Below are 20,929 nucleotides of genomic sequence, written 5' to 3'. Positions count from 1 at the left end.
GCTCTCGCCCGCCGCTCCTTTTTTTTCCCGCATGGTTACTAGGCCTTGAAACCATTATCGGACTCCCATTCTGAACAGACTCCCGGGATAGCCCGTCCCGTCCTGGCCGGCGTATTTTTTATATCGGCCTCGGCCCTGGCCTATCAGATCGCCCTCACCCGCCTTTTTTCCATCATCATGTGGCACCACCACGCTTATCTGGTCGTGTCCGTGGCCTTGCTGGGCTTTGGGGCCTCCGGCGCCGTCGCCGCCATAAGATTCAACCAAAACCAAGGTTTTTCCGCCATGACCAGGGGCCTGTTTCCAAGCGCCCTGGCTTTCGCCGCCGCCCTGCCGGCCTCGTATTTTATGGGCTCCCGCCTGCATATAGAAGCCATGCAGCTATTGGGCGATTGGAAAAACTTCTGCACATTTCTGGCCCTATTGGGATTGCTGGCCGTCCCCTTTTTCTTTGCAGGGTACGTCATCGCCGTTTGCTTTCAGGCGTATTCCAGGCAGGCGGGCAAGCTCTATGGATTTGACATGCTGGGCGCCGCCCTGGGCGCCGCGGCGGCTCCGCTTTTATTGAACGCGGCAGGCGTGAACGGTGCGGCCATGGCTTCGGCCTTTCTGGCAGGGCTGGCGGCCGTGTGCCTGTCCGCAGAAAAAAAAGCCGGAAAATGGGCGGCGGCTGTTTTGACGGTCCTTTACTTGCTGGCCTTCTTGGGTTTCAACTCAGGGCGTTTGTTCTGGGAAATTCCCATGGATCTTTCCAAGCAAAGGCTCACCATCGCGTATCAGGAAGACCCTCGGCTCAACAAAGTCTATTCCCTGGAAATTCCTTTTTTCGGAGGCAGGCATCTGGTTTACAAACGCTCGCTCCCGGACATGCGGCGGCGCGAGATTCTGCACAGCGCCATCGCCCAGTTGGACATATGGCCCGAGCACCGCATGCATATGCTGGGCGGGGGGGAGTTCGGGCTGGTGGATTATCAGGAAGTCCCCATGCGCATGGTCACCCAGGACGGCATCGGGCCGACCTTTTTGTACAAGGACGCCGGCGACCTTAAGAAATTCCCCTCCCTGGACGATTCGCAAATTTCCTCGGCTTACCTGGCTTTGAAAACCCAGGGCAAAACCAGGCCGAACGTGCTGGTCATCGGCGTGGGCGGCGGCATCGACGTGATGACCGCCCTCTTTCACGACGCCGCGTCCGTCACCGCTGTGGAAATCAACCCGGCCATGATCCGCATGGTCACAAAAAAATACGCAGGCTACATCGGCCATCTGTTCTCCGACCCTCGCGTAGAATTGATCAACCAGGACGGCCGGTCGTTTTTGGACCGATCCAGAGACGAGTACGACGTCATTCAACTGACCGGGGTGGATACGCTCACCGCCCTTTCCACCGGAGCTTACACCCTGAGCGAAAACTACCTGTACACGGTGGAGGCGATTGAAAACATGCTGGACCGCCTGTCTGAAAACGGAATGGTCTGCTACTCCCGGCCCATATTCTCCTTGTTCGGGCCGCCCCGGGAAACCCTGCGTCTGGCCGTCACAGCCCGGACCGCCCTGGAGCGCGCCGGCGTTAAAGAACCCTGGCGGCATATCGCCATTCTCCAGGCCAACAACTGGGCCTCCACCATGATTAAAAAAAGCCCCTTCACCCCCGAGGAATGCGCAGCCCTGGCTGAATTCGGCCGCAAAGAGGGCTTTGCCGGAGTGGTGTTTGCGCCTTATCTGGAAAAAGGGGAGGAGCAGTTTCCCCTGGATGCGTTTGCACGATCCAGGCGGCTTTTCCATCAGGCCCTGATGTCGGACGGCAGGGAATTGAATCGGCTTCTAAAGGAATCGGCCTTCAATCTATATCCGCCCTCGGACGACAAGCCGTTTTTCTTCAATTACTACAAAATCTCCAATGTAGCTTCGTGGTGGGGCCATGGCGCCAGGGGGGAAATGAAAACCAAATTTCTGCCGGACTTCCCCGCCGGGCACATGATCCTGACAGCTGCGGTCATCCAGGTGAGCCTGTTGGCGGCCCTGTTCATCCTGCTTCCCGTATGGGCGTGGAATAAAAGGGGAGCGCCCCTGGAAGGCAAAGCAAGGACCTTTGTTTACTTCGCGGCGCTCGGCCTGGGATTCATTTTCATTGAAATCTGCCTCATGCAAAAGCTCATTCTCTTTTTGGGACGCCCGACATACGCCGTGACGGTGGTCCTGGCCGGAATGCTTTTTTTCGCGGGATTGGGCGCCTGGCTGTCGGAGCGATTTCCCCCCTGGACCAGGAAAAGGCTGTTGACTGCAGGAGCGGGCGTGTTAATCCTTTGTTGCTTCAACGCATTTTTTCCGGATGCCCTGACCGGCCTTTTGACGGGACTGCCTTTGCCCCTGCGCATGGCCGCGGCCTGGGCTTTGATCGGCCCCACGGGCGTTGTTCTGGGCCTTTTCTTTCCCTTGGGGATTCGCGCTGCAGCGGAAAAATCGCCTCCAATGATAGCCTGGGCCTGGGCAGTCAACGGTTTTTTTACGGTCCTGGGATCGGTGCTGGCCATCATGGCGGCCATGAGCTTTGGATTCTCCCGCGTACTAATGCTGGCGGGCCTGATCTACCTGATAGGCGCGGCCTTTGGCCTGGCCTTGAATGGGGAAGCACAATCAGCCGATGGATGATCTGAAACGGATTTTCCCCAAAGCCTTTTGCCTTATAAATTTCTGGTGCCTGGCTATCGCCCTGGCGCAAGGTCTCACCCTTGCCTACGCCGCAATCGGAACCCCGAACAGCCAGAAATCCATCCTCCTTCTCATGGGCGCCTTTTTGGCCTGCTCCTGGGGAGGGCTCTTGTTTTTCAAAGGTTTGGAAACGCTGAGCCGGGAGCGCCGCCATTGGATTTTGGTTGTGACGGTCCTGTTTCCGGCGGCCGCATTAAACGTGATTCTCACGCAGAACTCCGTGCTCAGCCCGCTTTTGCTTACGCCGTTTATTCTTTACGCCGTGTTTCGGTGGGCGCCCAAACTGGGCGGCGAGCCTGAACCCAACCTGGAATTGCTGACCACGATTTTCTGCCAGATTCTCGCGTTAAGCCTATTAATCCGAACAGGACCTTATTACGCCGTATCCTTTATGGCGGCGGCGGCCCTGATTCTTGGCTGGCACATTTTTCAGGCTTTGGGCAAGGACGTGTACTCCATCAAACAAGCGGCGTTAATCAGCCCGATCATGGCCTTGTGGCTGTTTGTGAGCGCGTCGGACCAGATGGCTGCAATCTTTCCCGGGCCGTCTCAAATCCTATATTGGGCGGGCCTGGCCGCCGCCCTGCTGATGGCGGGAATCCTGGTTTCGCAGAAGTTTCAAGGCGGCCTGCGGATCAATCGTCTGTGCATGGCCATGCTGGCCGTAAGCCTGCTTTTCGATCTGAACCTGGGGTCGGTCCTGACCGTTCCTCCGGAGGATTGGGATTTCCACTGGTGGGTGCATGTGGCGCCGGGGCTGGACGCCATGTACGAAAACATGCAGCCGTTCGTCCACTACGCGCCCATTGAAGGAGTGGCCTGGGCCGCCTGGGCGCCCAGGCTGTGGTTTGAAATCCTGAACGGAAGCACGGCCGGGTATGGGCTTGTTTTCGCCTTATCCAGCCTTCTGGCCCAAGTATTGTGCGCGGCCTTGATGGGCTATGCGTTTTATGCGATCGGCCGTTTGAAGCCGTTTCAGGCCGCTTGCGCAGCCTGCCTGATCGCAGTTTCCAACCTGGCGCTGCTGCAAACGTCCTATCCCTTTCCCGGCGGATGGAGCATTGCGGAACGCGCTCCGGCTTTTTTTATCTGCGTTCTGGCCTTTTTGTTCTTTTGGAAAGCCTCTGAAGCCGGGGAAAGCGCCAAGGCCTGGGCCGCAGTCTGCCTGGGGGCCGTGCACATGCTCTCGTTCCTGTGCGAAACCCTGCTGGGCCTGGGCGCCATCGCCGGGCTGCTGGGCGTGATGATTCTGGCGCCGCAGAGAATTCCGCAAAAAAAATACATCCTGACGGGCGGATTCGGCGCCTTGATCGTAATATTGCTGATCGTCCGGCCTTCCTTATGGGATTTTTTCGTCCTTCAACCGCTCACCCTGATCCAATCGGGCATGAAGCACATGGATCCAAACGGCCAGGTAAGCATTTTCGCCGTGTTTTACCGCGGCCGCTTTTTGTCCACCCTGCATTACACCTGGCCCCTGGCCTCGCTCACAGCTTTTTTATGCTTACTGCCTTTTAAGCCTTGGAAAAGCCGCTCCTTTACGCCGGGTTTGTACATGTTTTTGATTACGTTTTTTATGTTTATTTCCGGCGGCCAGCGTTATTTCGGAGACCCGGAGGGAACCTATTCCACCGTGCATTTCGCCGCGCTGTCCTCGGTGCTTGTCATCCCCCTGCTCATTTGCGTAGGGAGGATCGCCCTGGATTTATGGGGCGAAGCCCCCCTGCCCTCTTGGGCTCCCAAGGCCCTGGCCGGCCTTTTAATTGCGGCGGCCTGCACGACGGGCCTGTTTTACGGCAAGTCCCCCGGAACCCTGAAAATCCAGATGGCGGGACGGGAATTCGCCCCCACGGTCTGGCAGGCCCAGGAGCATTACAACGCGCCTTACGATTACGGCTTGGGGGATGTTTTGTCTTATTATTACACCTATAAAAACCGGAAAGCCGTTTTGGCAGGCCCGGCGCCCCTGGCGATCCATTTGCAGCCCTATTCCGCCTGGAAGAACAATCCGGACATTCAGGTTCCCATAGCGCGGACCATGGGCTTTTTCCTCAAGCAGGAGTTCGGCCGTGACTGACGCCAGACAACATATGCGCTTCGCCCTATGGCTTGGGAACTTTGCCTGTCTGGGATTGTGCGCGGCCTATTGGGCCGGTTTGACGGCCGCCGGGGTTGAGCCGTCCGCCGGGCAAAAGACTATTCTGATGACGCTGATTTGCGTTCCAGCGAGTGTATGGGCGGCAAAAAGGATATGGAGCGGCTCGGATCATTGGAACGCGGACGCGCGGGACTTTTTGCTGCTTTGCAGCTTCATGTTTCCGGCAAGTGCGCTGAACTTCATTTTCTCCCCGGCCCAAGCTCCCGGCTTTGTGCTGGCGATTCCGTTTATGGCCATGCTCTGGGCGAAAATATTTACAAGGGAGCCGGACAGCCTGGAGGAAATGGCCGAAGGCTTTCTAACCTTTTTGTGCCAGATTGCGGCGGCGGCTCTGGCGCCGCGGGTTTCGTCATTCTGGCCTTTAAGCCTTGCCGCGGGACTATTGGCGGTCGGCGCGGGGTACGGGGTCATGGGCCGCGGTAGGCCGGGCTTTCTGACCGCATTTTTAAGCCCTTTGATGGCATTGTGGTTTTTCCTGAACCTGTCCAATCAATTGGTGAACAGCTACCCCTCCTGCTCCAAGATAGTCCTCATAGCCGGCGTCATCGTGTACCTGGGGTTGATCGCCCTGGGCTTTATGCTGGCGAAAAATCAAAGCCCCTGGCTGAAGACCTTCAACCGCGCGTGCCTGCTGATTTTCGCCCTCAGCCTGATTACGGAAGTTAACCTCGAAGCCGGGATGTCCACGCCGTTGTTTTTGCTGGATTTCCACTGGTGGATCCACGTGGCGCCGGGCCTGGACGCCGTATACGACACCATGAAGCCCTACGTGCATTACGTGCCCTTTGAAGGATTCATCTTCGAAACCATGCTGCCAAGGCTTTGGTTTGTGGGTCTTAACCAGACCATGGGCGGCTACTTCGCGCTCATGGCCGGGTTCTGCTTCGCCTCCCAGGCCTTGTTTTTGTATCTGGTGTACGCCTTTTTAAACAGGGTGCTGAGGGCGACGCAATTCTCCTCCGCCTTGCTGGCCTGCGCCATCGTGATAACCAACCTGAGCCTCATAGGGATTTGCTACCCCTTCCCCGGAGCGTGGACCATCGCGGAACGCAGCATAATCTGCTTTGTGTGCGCGCTTTTGTTTTTTCGGCTGTATCAAAAAGGAGGCGGCCCCAGGTTCGCCCTGTTGGTCGGCGGGGTTCACGCCTTTTCGTTTTTCTACGAGCCTTTTTTCGGATTGGCCGGCCTGTGCGCCCTGGCCGGAGTTATGATTTTTTCACCCGCACGCATGCAAAACAAGGCCGCCGTTGCCGCCGGGATTGCGGGCGTGATCGCCGCATTTATCATTATTTTTCGCATTCCCTTGACCATGTTTTTCATCCACCAGCCCTTCGCCATGTTGGATTCCGGAGGGGCGCTGGTAAAACTTGGAGAAGGCCGGCACCTGTTCATGGCCTTGTTCCGGGAGCATACCCTTTCCATATTTCATTACCTGAACGCCTTAGGCGCCATGCTGGTTTTTGTTGGAATCCTACCCGCCAAAGCCCGGCGGCACAGGCTGTTCGGCCTGGCCCTGTATCTGTTCATCGCAACCTTTTTTATGATGATCTCCGGCGGGCAGCGCTTTTTCGGAGAGCCTGACGGAACCTTCAGCACCGTCCACTTTGCAGCCATGGCCTCGGTTCTGGCCGTCCCCCTTTGGATCTGCCTGATCCGCATTATCCTGGACTCTGCAGGCTTGAAAAGCCTGGACAAGAACGCCCTGGCGAGAATCTGCATGGCAGCGGCCGTGCTTGCCGCCTTTACCGACGGCGTGCATAAAGGCCTGGCGCCCGGGCCCTTGCGGGCGGGAATCAGCGAACGCCGGTTTGAAGCCACGGCATGGGACGACCAGATTCATTATCAGGCGCCTTTTTCAAACAGCGTCCCCGCCATCCTGAAGTATTATTTTGATTGCAAGTCGCGGCCATACATTGCGAACGGTCCCGCCCCCCTGCCCGTCCACTATGAGCCTTACGACAGGTGGAAGGACGGCATCCTGCCCCTGCAGCCCATCCAGGACATCCGGGCTTTCATATCCCACTCCCGCATGAAAAGGGAATAATGGCATCTTGTTGAATGCAAACTGTTGCCGGGCCAACGTCTCATGCGGCTAAAGCGCGATTGCAAAACCCCTTGTTTGAGTGGTATATTCCCGGGCGAGGATGGAGTACGCCTACAACCAACATGATTTTTCGGAATGGATAGCATGACGACACCCATGGTTCGCAAGGCTTTTGTCATGGCCTCGGGCAAGGGCAGCCGGTTTGGGAAAAAACCGTCGGCGCCGCCCAAGACCCTCAGTACGGTGGGAGGCGTCAGCCTGTTGGAACGCAACATCCGGCTGATCGACCAGGCGCTTCGTCCTGAAATCGTGCATCTGGTTGCAGGAGGCGCGCCGGAGATCGTAAAGCAGGCCGTCCGGTCTTTTTCCTCCATCCGGGCAAAGATGATTGTTTCGGAAGCGGCTCCCAAAGAGATGCAGGCCGGGCTGCTTGGAGGCTTCGCCGCCATAGCAGAATACGTCCAACCGGATGAGGTCTTTATCGCCGCCCTGGGGGACGAATTCTACGAAGGCGCGGACCATAAAACCTTCGCCCAAGCTCTTGCCGAACATAACGATTTTTCCGCCCTGTGCGCTTTCAAGCCCTGCCGAAATCAGGAAGACTGCCAGCGCAATTTTTCGCTGGTGTACGACGAATCCACCCGCCGGGTCAGCTCCATCCGGGAAAAGGACGACAGCGGCCAGGGCCGTTTTTTCGGCCTGGGGTTGGCCGCCGCCAAAGGCGAACTCGCCCATTTATGCCGGGACTATTGCGGCCGTGGAGCCAAGGCCTCGCCTTATGAATTGATCAACGCCCTGCCCGGCCCGATCCTGGGCTGCCGTTTTACCGGAGATTACGTCAACGTCAACACGACGGAAGATCTTTGGATAGCCAGGGACTTATTTTGGCGAAAAGGCAAAGGCCTGCCTGATGTGGACGTCGTCATTCCGGCATTGAACGAAGAGGAATGCATCGAACAGGTTGTCCTGGATTTTAAAAGGGTCTGCAAACAGGTCATCGTCATGGATAATATGTCGGAAGACTTGACCGCCGAAAAAGCCCGGAAGGCCGGAGCTTGCGTCGTCACCCGCTCCATGGGAGGCTATGGGGACGCCATCAAACAGGGCTTGGAATTGTGTACGGCCCAGGCGGTCGCCGTTGCCGAGGCGGACGGCTCCTTTAAGTCATCGGACCTGGAAAAACTGCTGCCTTATCTGGCTTCCCACGACGCGGTGTTCGGCTCCCGCACCAGCGAACGCCTGGTGCAGCCGGGCGCTTTTATGCCGTATCTTGTGCGCATGGCCAATCGCACCGTGGGGCTGTTCCTGTCCCTGCTTTGGCCTTGGCATCCGGCGAAATTCACGGACGTGGGGTGCTCCCTGCGGGTAATGCGGCAAGACGCGTTTTTGGACATTCAAAGCAGCCTCATAGGCCAGGGCCCGGAATTTGCGCCGGAAGTCGCTTTGGAGTTGATGGATCACGGCCTGCGCATCGCGGAAGTTCCCATATCGTACCACCCCCGGCTGGGTGGAGGGTCCAAGCTCTCCGGCAACTACAAAAACTCCGCCCGGACGGCATTCAGGATGTTGAGGTTGATCCTAACGAAAAGAATCACAAAATGATTTGTTGGGTTTCGCAAGCTCTACCCACTCTACACATCCCAAAGATTCAAAACTCCATTAATTCAGCCAATTAAAAAAGGGAAGCCCCTTTGGAGGAGCTTCCCTTTTATTGTTAAGGGTGACGGCTTTTAGGCGTTGCGCCTGCGCAGCAGGGCTGCCGCGAGCAGGCCCGTTGCCATGAGCAGCCACAGAGGCAAGGCCGCGCCGCTGTTGGACGCTGCGTCCACAAAGCAGCCGCCTCCGCCGCCGTCGCCTTCGGCAACGCCGATGGAATCGCTGCTGGAGCCTGCGTTAGCCCCGCTGGTTCCAGGCGCCTTGGGCGGACGTTCGTCCTCGTCGCCGGCCCAGGCCTGGCCCTGGATGGCGCGGCTGATTTTGCGCTTAACGCTGGCCAGGAAGCTGGATTCCGTCTTGCTTACGGCGGCGCTCTTTACGTTGTCCAGCGCGTAATGCGGAATCCGGAAGCTAATAGGCATGCCCGCCGGGTTATGGATCCAGTAACCGCCGTTGGGATCCATTTGCGTAACGACCACATAGCCGTCATCGCCGGCGGCGGCGTTGTCGGGATCGTAGGTGAACAGATCCTTGCCGTAAAGCGGCGAGTTCGTGCTGGTGGGGTAGTAATAGTCCTCGCCGTCGGTGGAGGCCAGGGTGACGCTCCAGTTGACGTAGTGGTCGTAGGGGTTGCCGATCATGTTCCAGCCAGCCTGGAGCGTCGTGTAGTAATCCTGCGACGTTTCCATCTTAAGGCCGGGCACGGTCACGGTTCCGCCGTTGCGGGAAATCAGCCAGTAAGCCTGGCCGGGCTCCATGGGGAACTGGCGGTCAAAGTCAGCCTCATTGCCCTCTATGTAGTACTCATTGGCGTCTCCGCTGGCCTGATCCAGGGGATCAAAGGCGAAAATGCGCCACAGGGTATCGTCATAGGCGCCGAGGTTGGCGTCGTCCCCGAGCAAATCCACAATGGAGGATTCGGCGGCAGGATACAGCGGGAAGCTGACCATGCGGTAGGCGTCTACAGTCGTGCCGCCTTCCAGGTCAAGCTCGTTCTCGCTGGGCTCGGCCAAGGTGTACAGGGACAAATGCTGCAGGTTCACCGTGATGAAGCTGCCGTCGTTGCCTTCGTCGGGCACATACTCCCAACGGCCGGTTTCCGGATTAAAGGTAAACACCAGTTGGCTGTTAATGTCTCCGTCTCCGGTGTAGGGAAACTGCAAGGTAGCCGGAATGGCGAAGGTGGTTCCATCAGGCCCGATCTGAACCACGGAGGAAGATCCCTCGGCCAGGTACGGAGCGCCGGAGTTGATCGTTCCGATGGTAAAGGTTACGGGAGCGCTGGTGGAGGAGCCAGGCACGGAGAAACCCATGCCGTAAATGTCGCTTTGCGGGTCGTTGACGCCCATATCCACGCCTTGTCCGGCCGGAGCGTACTGAGGATCGGCGGCCAGTTCCACCTGCATCTTCTGCACATCATACGGTCCGGCGGTAAGGGAGAATCCGGCGGAATCGTACACCCACAAGGACGTTTTTCCCTTGTCCAAAGGCATGAAGGTAAAGGTTCCGGCCTGAGCGTCCAGATTGATTATGGTTCCGTAATCCGGGTTTCCAACGTCCACGCTATAGGGCGCCAAGCCGCCTTCAATCCGGCAATTGACGGCCACCGTAGTGGTTACGGCGCCGGTCACCAGGATCAAGGGCGAAGCCTTGGCAGGCGACGCTTTCAGCGGATCCAGGACCGTTACGGTCAGGTTGTCGCCCTGCACCGTGGTCGTTCCATCGCTGACCTGAACCTGGAAGGGATACACCCCGGTCTGGCCCTGCGTTGGTGTCCACTCCAGTTCGGGTGTATATACGTCCGGGAAGTCCATGCCGGCGGGTCCTGAAACCATGGAATATTCCAAAGTCGCCGATTCGGGATTGCTGGCGGTGAATTCCAGGTCAAAGGTCCGGTTGATCATAGCGTAATACGGCGGGTCCAGGACGGCGACAGGAGCCCCCGGCCCGTTGCTCACCGCCGTTACCGTCAGGGTGAAGGTCTGGTAGGTGGTCCTGCCGTGAACGTCCGTGGCTGCTATCTGCACGGTGTAGGTTCCGGCGTCGTCATCGCCAGCCGTGTAGGCGATCTCGCCATCCAACGGGTCGATGGTCATTCCGTTCGGGCGTTGATCGTCAGGTCCAAAGGCCCAGCTCACCACGTCTCCGTAGACGGCAGGCTGATAGGTGTACTGGCCGCCTTCCAAAACCGAATCCGGCGGCGTGGATGTAATGGTCAGGCCGTATTCCTCATAGCAGCCCATGTCGTAATCGCTGTTGGGTCCCAGAGGACGGGGCCTTTCCAAAAGATCCATGTCCGGCGCGGTCACCGTCCCGCCTTCCGCAACATTCCGGGGAATGGCGTCGATGGCCGGGGAGTCGGGCAAGAGTGTATAATCGCCGTTTGCGGAATCCGTAAACAAGGGATCTTCTTCAATCTCTCCGGTTCCAAGGATTGTGGGGAAGTTCGTTCCGTTATCCCAGGCGCAGTTGTAGGCCCGGGTGACGACGGAGCTTCCATAATAGAATCCGTAACTTCCGTTCTCAGCGGAAATATTGTAGAAGAACGTCGGCGCCGCATCATCGGCGGAAATGCCGTGCAACGTGTTTGAAACCACCGTGTTGTTTACAATTTTCGGAGCAGGTGTAAGCCCGTCGCTGGTATTGTAATCCTCTATGGCGATGCCGGAACCCCGCGCAGCGAACTGAACCAGGTTGTTTTCAATGCGAATGTTGGAGCTGCCAGCGTAAATCAGCACGTTGTCATTGTAGTTGGCGCTGATGATGTTCTTGCTGATGACAATATTGTCCGCGTCCACGTCAATGAACACGCCGTAGGCGCCGTCGGTCAGGGTAAAATACTCTACGCTGAAGCCGTCTGCATCCATAATGTCAATGGTGGGTCCGGCCGGCCTCAAGAGGCCGTCAAAGTCCACCCATTCGCCCTGGATGATGGTCTGGTCCGCGCCTGCGCCCACCAAGGCGACGCCGCTGTGTGCGGAGGTTATCTCCAGGTTTTCGGTGTATGTACCTGCCAGGACCTGCACCGTGTCGCCGCTGGCGGCTGCATCCAGGCCTTCCTGGATGGTGGGGTAGTCCGTGGGCACCGTGATGGTGATGGGGCCTCGCGTCCGGAAGTACAGGGTGGTATGAAACTGGTTGCCGGTGTAGTCATAGGCCCAGATCTTGAAATTAACGTTGTGATTGGCGTCCAGCGGGCTGTCAGGCGTCCACGAGCAAAGCACCGTGCCGCTGAGGGTTTCCGAAGCGTTCAACACGCCTGGAATGTCTCCGTAGTCCACCTGAACCGTCACGGACAGGGGATTCACCCCGGATTCATTGTCGTCCAGTTCAAAACGCCATGGACCGGAGGGATTGGCGTCCATGTCGCCGTCGTCCGGGACCGCCCACAACAGGTACGGAGGGTTGCCGTCCGTTTTTTCGTAGCAACCAAGGTCGTAACCCTGTCCCTGAGGCCTGGAAACGCCCAGGATGTCCACATTGGGCGCTTCGGGGGAGGCCGAGGCCTCGGACTCATCAAAGGCGTCCACGCAGGGCGAGTAGCCCTCCACCTGGTAGTCATTGTGCGCAGGATCTATGAACAGAGGATCGTCCTGGATGGTATTTGCGCCCAGGGTCACTCCGATGGAGTTGCCCGCCGTGTTGGAGTACAGGCAGTTGTAATCATTGACCGCGCCGTCATCCACCTCAAGGCCGTAATTTCTATTATAGGCAATGATGTTGTAAAAAATATCGGGGGCGCCGTCCACCACGTAAACGCCGGAGACGGAGTTGGAAACCACGGTGTTGTTGACAATAACCGGATCATACGGGTTTTCCGTGTTGTTATCCTCGACAGTGATCCCCCAGCCGTTGTGCATGATGAGGTTATTCTCGATACGGCAGTTTCCTTCGGAGGTCAGGTCTATACCGCTGCCGGAGAGCCACATGATGGCCCCGCCGCCGCCCACATGGCCGACGCAGCCGGAAATGACATTGCCGGAAATCAGAACGTTGTCCGCATCGGAATGCACCTGCACAATGTCCGATCCCGACTCCAGGGTGAAGCCGCTGATTGTAAACGAGTCAACATCCTCAATGGACACGACCGGTCCCACCGGCGCATTCACAAAAGTCGTTCCCTCGCCAGTCGTCACCTGGGTGAGCGCCCAGGCGCTGGTGATTTTCGTCACCTCCGGGCCGCCCGTACTGGTCAGAACGACGCCGCTTTGAATGTAAGGCGCCACGAGGTTGTCCACGTATTCGCCGGGATTGACGTAAACCACGTCCCCGCTGACCGCGGTTTGCAGGATTTCGCTGATGGAGTCTCCCGGATTGACGTACAGGCCCGTGTTGCCCCTGGTGGTGAAGCAATAGGACGCCTGATTCATGGAGTTGCCCGCCTTATCCGAAACCGTAACGTCAATGCAGACGGATTCTTCCAACCCAGCAGACGACTGCGGATAGATGTCAACCAACAAGGATCCGGTCACTGTGGATGAGGTGACGACGTCTGCAACCAGGTAGCCCGAGTTGACTCCCACGTACAAAGTCGTCTCATCAATGCCGGAGCCGTAATCCTTCAATTCCAGATGCCAGGGGCCGGCGGGCGAGGCGCCCGTATCCCCGTTTCCGGGAACCGCCCATTCGATGAACGGAGCCGAATCATCGGTCATCTCGTAGCAGCCTGCGTCGTAATCCCCGCCCGGATTGAATTGAGGCCGGATGTTTTCGTCCAGGTCTTCACCCGGCGCCGCGGGCGGCGGCTCAGACCCCGGAGCTGCGTTGGGAATCATGTCCATGGCTGGAGATCCATTCTGCAGATGGTAATCATTATCCAAAACAGCAAGATTGCCGGTATCCACAAACAAAGGATCTTCGTTGACGTCGTTGGCGCCGGGAGTCACGTCCGTGTAGTTTACGCCGTTGCCGTAAACCAGGTTGTAATCCCAATAGAAATCGGCCACATCATCGTAAACGCCGTTTCCGGTATTATCGGCCACAATGTTGTAATAAGCGTAGACGCTGCTGCTGTAGGCGTAAATTCCGCCCTGGTAGTTATCCGCGATGGTGTTGTTCAGAAGCTCCGCTTCCAAGGGGCTGCCGGCTTTCATGCCGACGGTGCTGTGCAGGTAAACGCCCCAGTTCAAGTTGCCGTAAATCAGGTTATTGGTGAGGTCATAATAGGAACTGCCGGTTATGTTGACGCCGTCTGTGGTGTTTCCAGCGATCCGGCAGTTGATAATATCCACAATATCGGCATTGTTCACCTTGATGCCGTAAGTGCCGTTTGTAATGGTCATGTCGCGGATGATGATCTCGCTGGAATTCTCCACGTTGATGACCGGCGCGGTTCCCGGACCCTGCAGGGTGGTTTTTTGGTAGCCCGAACCGGTGAGGGTTATGCCTGTGTGGCGGCCGGTCAAAGACAGGCTTTCACTGTAGCTGCCGTTTTCAACTAGGATATGGTCTCCATAGGTGGCCGAGTCCAAAGCGTCCTGCACTGTGGCGAAATCCGTGGGCACCATGATGGGGTCCGCCTCGCCCCGGTTGGCCCGCACCGTAAACGTGATGACCGTCGGGTAAGGATCAATGTTCTGGCCCTGGTAGTCCTGACAATACACCTTTAACGTATGGTAATCCTCGGCGTACCAGGGGGTTTCGGGCGTGTAGGAAACGTACACCTCATTGGGATTGGAATCGTCGACAGTCAAGCCCGTTAAGGAAATGCTGTTCAACTGCACGTCGAGCGTGCTTACGTCCACGCCGGAAACATCGTCCATTATGGTCAGATAGATGCCGGCCGTGGGCTCCACGCCGGTTTCGCCGCCGTAGGGCGAGCTATCAGACAGCCACGGGGGATCCGAATCCTCGCCGAGCGTAAATTCCTGCATGGGCGCTATGGAGCCGCCCAATGGGCTGAAAGGCTGATCCAGACTGGCGACGGCGATCACTCGCCATTGCACGGTTGCGCCCACGCCGCCAAGATCCGCATCTTCAGGAATGGTGAACGTGTAGTTCCCGGTCCTGCCGTCCTCCGGGATGAAGTAGCTGGCGAACCACGAGGCAAAGCTGTTATGGGAAAATTGGATGTAGTAGCCTGCGGCTTCGCCGTTTATGGGAGACCATTCCACGGTCACCGGGGCTACAACCAGGCTTCCGTCCGCCGGGCTCTCCAGGCCGGGCAAGAACTGATAAACCCGGACAGGCTGCGTGAGCGTCGCGGAATGGCATGCGGTGTCGTACGCCGTGATTTCCAGGTCGTAATCGCCGGGAATCAGGTTGGCGCCCGGAGGCATGTCATAGGCCCACGTCTGATAATTCCAATATGATTCGGTGTAGCCTTCCATGGCGGCGGAAAAATCGCCGATGGTCATGGTAATAACCCGCCCGTACATGGGATCCACGGAGCTCTCCAACTTTCGGTTAGCGCCGTAAGTAAGGTTGTCGTATCCGTCGTCCGCAATATTGGCGGATGCGTTGACGTAGTAGCCGTTGACGGTGTTATACACCTGGGGATACTGCGGCCCAACGCGCGTTAATATATTGTAGAAAGACGGCATGGAATTGCCGAATGTAGGTACGGTCCTGAATGAGAAGGACTGAGAAGCTGTTCCTCCCACGGGTGCGTTGCCCGCCGCGTCGGTGACGGCGTCGGGCAGTTCCGTATCCACGATCAGAGTGATCACGGTATCGTTGGGGAGCACCGTGAACTGGTTTTCTGCGTTCAGGAAAAACTGCACGCCCTGACGGGCCTTTAAGTACTGCACTTCAAACAGGGAGGAAATGTCTTCGTCCCCGGCGTACAGGTGCAGGGTGGTTCCCAGGATCAGAGTGGACGGGTCCAGTTCCTTGTCCGCGTACAGCACAATGGAGGGATTCTTGACCGCCACGTCCGTGGCGCCGTCCAGAGGCATGCTAAGGACAGGGCCCTGGGCGTCGTAGTCTCCTGTGGAGAATTCAAAAACGTAATTGGCGTCAATCAGGTTGGATGAAAGATCCTGAATGCCAGTTGTTGCATTACCTTTAAAGAGTTCAATGCGATACCAGGTGTTGTCCGCCAGCTCGCCGTTCGGGAAGATGGCGAACCGATGCCCCATCCACTTGCTGGTGATGGGAATCGTCCCCAGGGATGATCCGCCAGGGCCGTCCAAAACGTACATGGTGGTCAGTTCCGTACTCATGTACTTCACCGCTTCAGAAAAGCTGACCACGATCTGGTACGAGTCCATCTTGTCCGTGATCATGGTGGGCACGCCGGTTTCTCCGTCATACGGCCTGGTGGAAACCACTTCCGGAGGAGTGACGTCTCCAGGCTCGGGTGCGGTGGCGAACCAGAAGTTGATCAGGTCCTTATCCGTTATGGTCGGCATGCGGTAGTAAGTGGAGTCCCGCAACATCGCCGTAACGCCATAGGCCGTTCCCGGAGCAAAGCCGCCGTCCGGTGCGAAATTCATGGTGTCGTTTTGGCTGACAGAGTCCACGAAACTGACATTATAAGGATAGGGTCCCAGGTCCGTGTCCGCAATGAGGTTGCCCCACTGGTCCACAACGTTCAGGAAGTACCCGCCCCACATGCCGGGCTTGTCTATGGTCATGGAAATTACCGCGGTTGATGCAATGCCCATGTCGCCGTTTTGGGGATAGGAGGCCGTCAACTCGGGCCTGGTTGCGCCGATCTCGCCGATTTTCATCTCATGCTGCACTTCCCGGCGGTGGAGTTTCCTGAGGTAGCCGGGCAAAAACTCCATGGGAGTGGCGTTAGACATGAGATGCATGTCTCCCAGCGTCCCGGACTCGCTCAGGTAAATTCCGTACTGATCGACGGAATAATTGGGCGCGCCCAGATACTCGGTCAAACGCACCCGGGTTCTGGGCATGTAAAACACGTCGTTGGCCACGTTCCCGTTGACCGAAACGTCCACATATTTGGAGTAGGAGTACTCATGGCCTATGATGGGGTTTTCAATGTTGTAATAGGCGAATCCCCAGGCGCTGTTGAATCCGTCGTCCACATCATAACCGTTTTCGTCAACGCCGGGCGTCCAGTCCCGCACATCGGCATTTCCCAATATGTGATCCGTATTATAAACCCTGAGTTGCAGCGTTCCGGTGTATACGTCCCCGGGCGTTCCGTCCGTGACCTTGGCGGAAACGGTGACTACTTGCACAAAATTGCCTGCGCCGGAAGTCACGTCTGCAGTCCTGGTGACCACAATGCCGCCGGCCCAGGTTGATTGGGCGCTGTCCACCATGGAGTATTCCAGGCCGTCCGACATGTCGCTGTTAAAATAGATGGAGGAATGCTCCCCGCCCCAATTATATACAGGGTTGGAGCAGATTTCCGTGCATTGGGGTCCGCACACGTTATCGTTGTTTTCCGGGATGTAGTTGTAGGTTGCCCACATTCCATCGTTCATAACATCTTCGGAAGCCATGACGTTTTCCGTGCTTCTTCCCGGCTCCAGGGAGGCGCTGATGTCGTCAACATTCAGCAGAACGCCGTACGGCGGTTCGAACCAGACGGAGTTTCTGACCTGGTAATGATAATCGCCGCCCGAGGTGCGGGATCCGTCGAAGACGTCCCCGTCTGCGTTGACCCGATGGGTTTCGATCAGCGCCAAAGCGGGAGTGGCGGTTTTCGTGAGTTCCAGGTAGCCGAAATTATCGGCGCCGCCCTCGGTGGCTTCGTATCCCGTATTCGAGTCTGTGGCGCCGTCTTCCGGTGCATAGGCGGTCACCGTGTAATCCGCGCCCACAGGGACGTTATAAAACATGAAGCCGGACATGCCGCTGGTTCCCCAGCCCGCAATATCTCCGTTCACATCCGTCAGGTACACCAAAGCGCCGCTGTATGTGGTGTAGCCCGCCGTGACTTCGCCGTAAGCCACGCTATTGCACGCCGCGGGCAAGGTGAAGGTGATGGCCGAAGTGGGTGTGATGGGCACGTTAAAGGCCCTGTCCAGGATGGTGGTGGTTGTCCCGCCGTATCCGTCGCTCTGGACCCAGGCCAGGTACAAATCGTAACTCTGTCCCAGGGGAAAAGGCGCCATATACGTGGGGGCGCCCATGGTTGGGGTCAACACCATGGTGGAGACGGGATTCTGCACCGTCACATTGGGGTCGAAGGTTCCGGACAGGGTTCCCGGCACGTAAGCCGCACAGACAAATTCTCCGCCCGAGCCGGCCCAGGAGGAATTCTCGTCCACCACGGTCACCTCAAGGGCTCCGCCATCGTCAATGAGCGTCACGTACATGTCCGGCGCTGAGACAACCATGGTGCGGGACATGACGTCGGCTGCTGAAACCGTTACGGTGACCGGGTTGCCGGCTATCAGGCTTTCAGGATGCTCCGTATAAGGCCACCAAGCAAGTTCCGCATTGTCGTAGAAAAATCCGCCGCTGTATATGGCGTGAGTCCCTTCCGGAATGACCAGGGAGTAGGCGCCGCCGCATGTACGGCCTTGCGAATGCATGGAAAGGCCGCCTGCCTCCACATTCACGCCGGAGGTCAAATCCCCGGTTGCGGCGTCATATACATTACCGCTGACCATCACGCCCTTTTGCAAGCGAATCAAACCCGCCGCCATGCCGCCGTGCAGGTTGTCGTAAGACACGTATTGTCTGCCGGAGCCGCAATAACGCGTATCCGGGTCCGGGCTGGCGATAACGTATCCCGGCCCGGAATCCGGGGCGCCGAGAATGTTGAACTCGCCGTTTTCATCGGTGTATTCGGTAAGCGTTAAGGGTTGATAGGGCGCATAATAGGTGACAGCCACCCCTTCCAGGGGGTATCCGTCCTCGTCCGAGACCGTGCCGAACACAGGGACGCCGCCGGTCAGCGTAAAGGTAACTACGGAGTCCGCCGAAATATCCACGGTCATGGCTTGTGCGCCTAATTCATCGTCCCAGGGCCGGACGCCAATAACGCCTTCCCCGCCAGGCAGATTGGTCAGGGTGTAAACGCCGTCCTGCGTTTGCACTTCATAATAAATGTTCAGGTCGTCATTGCGGTAAAAAACAACGCCGCCCGCCGGGTTCGAATAATAATCCTGGATGCCGCCGGTGATGGTGAATACGCCGCCGTTGACCGGGCCGCCGGGAGTCAGGTCATAATCGTAAATGCTGCCGCCTTCATGAGCGCCGGCGGGCTCGGCATAGTCCGCGGCTTGGAAAGGAATGTACGGGGATGCGCCCACAGGATTCATGGTGAGTTCGTAGCAGCCGGTCGGTACAAACAGATTATAATACCCGTTGGCGTCGCTAACGGCGGTGTAGAAAGCGCCGTCCTTGTTGCTCACCGCTTCAATGGCCACGCCTGACAGCGGATCTTCGCTCTGGGTTTGCGGGTTGTTCTGAAAAACGAAGCCGCGAATCAGGGCATCCAGGCCGGCGGTCTCTGCGATATCGATATAATTAAGAGCCTTGCCATAAACGCGTACGTCGTCCAGGGCGCCCTCAAGAAACATTCCGTCGGCCGCGCCAAGGGTTAAGGAGGCGGAGCTTGCGTAAACAGTCCCGGAAAGGGAGTAGCTTCCTACCAGGGATCCGTTAAGGTACAAATTCATGGTCTCGCCGTCATAGGTTCCGGCCAGGTGATACCACTTTTGGGGAGTCAGATAGATGCTGTCGGCGTAAATCTCGCCGTCCCAGGTCGATCCGCCGGTGGAAATCCTGAATTTGGGGCTTCCGTAATAGGTTCCCAGCCAAAAAGCCTGATTGCCGGATACGGTTTTGGCAATCATGGGTTGATAGCTGTTCTGGTCCGTATCCAGCTTAATCCAGCCTGCCAGGGTGACGGCGGAGCTTATGGCGTTATTAAAGCTGGAGGAATTGGGAACGGAGACATAGCTGGCGCCGTCAAAATACAGGGCGCGGCCTTGGGCGCCGTCTTTGTCCACGGCCCATTGGGCCTTGTTGATATTTCCGTCATAGCCGTTGGGGGTGGAATCATTCGCGGTTGCCCCCGCGCCTTCATTCATGGCCCAGCGGGCGATCAGGAAGTCGTCCGGGGTCTCAGTGAGTTGGGACGTCCCCATATTAACCCACTCGATGCTGGATGGGGAGCTGCCAGCCGGGTAGGCAATCAGGGAGCCGTCAAGCCCTGCGCTGCTGATAACGGGATGGCCGGCATCGCCTTCCGGCAACGCAATGGCCACCTCCCTTTCAGGACTCAGGGAATAGTCGGCTAAAGAAAGCGCCCGGCCGAAAATCGATCCCGTGGGGTTTTTCGAACCACCAGTGGGATTGAACCGATAATCATGCCACACAATGCCCACGCCGCCCAAATCTCCCGAATCCAAGGACGGAAGATCCTGCCAGTAGGGGTTTTGGCAAATGGCCAAGTCATTCGCCATCTGGCGTGTGGTCGAAACAACCACCTGCCCGTATATGTCATACATGGTTTCCGAATTATTTCTGGCGTCCTCCCAAACAACGGCGAACTTCTGGGTGTAGCCGTCGTAGGCGACGGCAGGGGCTTCGCAATCTCCGGTTGAATCGGAAATGGCGAAATTTGCGGAGGTGGAAGTTCCCATGGGGGCCAGAGCGCTTCCGCCGCCGTCCTCCATATATTGCCCGTGAATGCGATAACGGGAGGATTGGTAGCTCTTAAAAACGACAAGGTAGCGTTCATTGATCGAGTCATAAGCGACATCAGGCCAAGACTGGTCGCCGGCGGCGTCTGACACGGCGACCGGGGTGTCAACCGACCCATCCGCCGTCATCAGAGCGCCGGTGATGTCGTACCCGCCGGAGACGGGGTTGAGTTCGGACCACGCGACCATGAACCGGGATGCATCCGATCCCTGATTGTTTGCGGCTACGGCTGCAAAAACTTTCGTCTCCAAATTGTCGGAAGAGGACACCATGCGGTTGGAGCCGATAAGCGCCCCGGTGTCCGCGTCCACCAGTTGCGCATACACTTGCGCATCCGTGTTGCGGAGGTCTTCCGCCCAGACGACGCAGTAGACGCCGCCGGTCAATGTTTGCACAAATGCGACGTCCGGCATGGCGCCGTCAGGGAAGGTCTCAAATGCCGCTGAGGCTTCGGTGATGGGGAAAGGGTCTCCTATGGCGGCGCCAGAGAGGGAGTCCACAAATTGGCCCGCAATATGGCTGCCTGAGCGGGTGTACGGCGAAGAAACCTCGCCGTCCACCAGGTAAACCAAAAGGTGCTGGTTGACCCCGGCCCTGGAGTCGTAGGCTGCCGCCGGGTAGATTTCGCTGGCGACTGTCGTAGCCATTGCCGGCAGGGCCAGCATGGCGACACAGGCCAAAGTCAAAAACGCCGATAGGATGGAGGATATAGCCTTCATAATCATTTCCCCTTGAAAAAAGCCCAGGTCAAACAATGAGGGCCGGGATCCTTCCCGGCCCCG

5 protein-coding genes are annotated in these 20,929 nt (G+C 57.6%); 4 read left to right on the top strand and 1 reads right to left on the bottom strand.

Annotated features, from left to right (window positions below):
- The first annotated feature begins 45 nt into the window (after window positions 1-45).
- The 4 genes from BUE18_RS01315 (at window position 46) to BUE18_RS01300 (ending at window position 8,516) form a co-directional block, all read left to right on the top strand.
- On the top strand, window positions 46-2,652 hold the full coding sequence (locus BUE18_RS01315; RefSeq protein ID WP_073472086.1) for a spermine/spermidine synthase domain-containing protein: 2,607 nt from the start codon (window positions 46-48) through the stop codon (window positions 2,650-2,652).
- Window positions 2,645-4,789, top strand: coding sequence for a hypothetical protein (locus BUE18_RS01310; protein ID WP_073472084.1), 2,145 nt, complete (start codon window positions 2,645-2,647; stop codon window positions 4,787-4,789). Before BUE18_RS01315 ends, BUE18_RS01310 begins: the two co-directional genes overlap by 8 nt.
- Window positions 4,782-6,914: a hypothetical protein gene (locus BUE18_RS01305; RefSeq protein WP_139264576.1), complete on the top strand. Its 2,133-nt coding sequence runs from the start codon at window positions 4,782-4,784 to the stop codon at window positions 6,912-6,914. The genes BUE18_RS01310 and BUE18_RS01305 overlap by 8 nt, the downstream gene beginning before the upstream one ends.
- A 144-nt stretch (window positions 6,915-7,058) precedes the next feature.
- Complete coding sequence (locus tag BUE18_RS01300) at window positions 7,059-8,516, top strand: glycosyltransferase family 2 protein (protein ID WP_170868230.1); 1,458 nt, start codon at window positions 7,059-7,061, stop codon at window positions 8,514-8,516.
- A gap of 128 nt (window positions 8,517-8,644) precedes the next feature.
- Here the strand turns inward: BUE18_RS01300 and BUE18_RS01295 are convergent, their stop codons facing one another.
- Window positions 8,645-20,866 carry a right-handed parallel beta-helix repeat-containing protein gene (locus BUE18_RS01295; protein WP_170868229.1) on the bottom strand — a complete coding sequence of 4,074 codons (12,222 nt, stop codon included), beginning with the start codon at window positions 20,864-20,866 and terminating at the stop codon, window positions 8,645-8,647.
- Window positions 20,867-20,929 lie beyond the last annotated feature (63 nt).

It is taken from the genome of Desulfatibacillum alkenivorans DSM 16219, assembly GCF_900142135.1.
GTDB classification, from domain to species: domain Bacteria; phylum Desulfobacterota; class Desulfobacteria; order Desulfobacterales; family Desulfatibacillaceae; genus Desulfatibacillum; species Desulfatibacillum alkenivorans.
This window is presented reverse-complemented; position numbering and strand designations above follow the sequence as displayed.

What these genes read in the sequence shown, in the direction of transcription:
- BUE18_RS01310 (WP_073472084.1), top strand. Translation starts at nt 2,645, where the DNA reads ATGGATGATCTGAAACGGATTTTCCCCAAAGCCTTTTGCCTTATAAAT.
- BUE18_RS01300 (WP_170868230.1), top strand. Translation starts at nt 7,059, where the DNA reads ATGACGACACCCATGGTTCGCAAGGCTTTTGTCATGGCCTCGGGCAAG.
- BUE18_RS01295 (WP_170868229.1), bottom strand. Translation starts at nt 20,866, where the DNA reads ATGAAGGCTATATCCTCCATCCTATCGGCGTTTTTGACTTTGGCCTGT.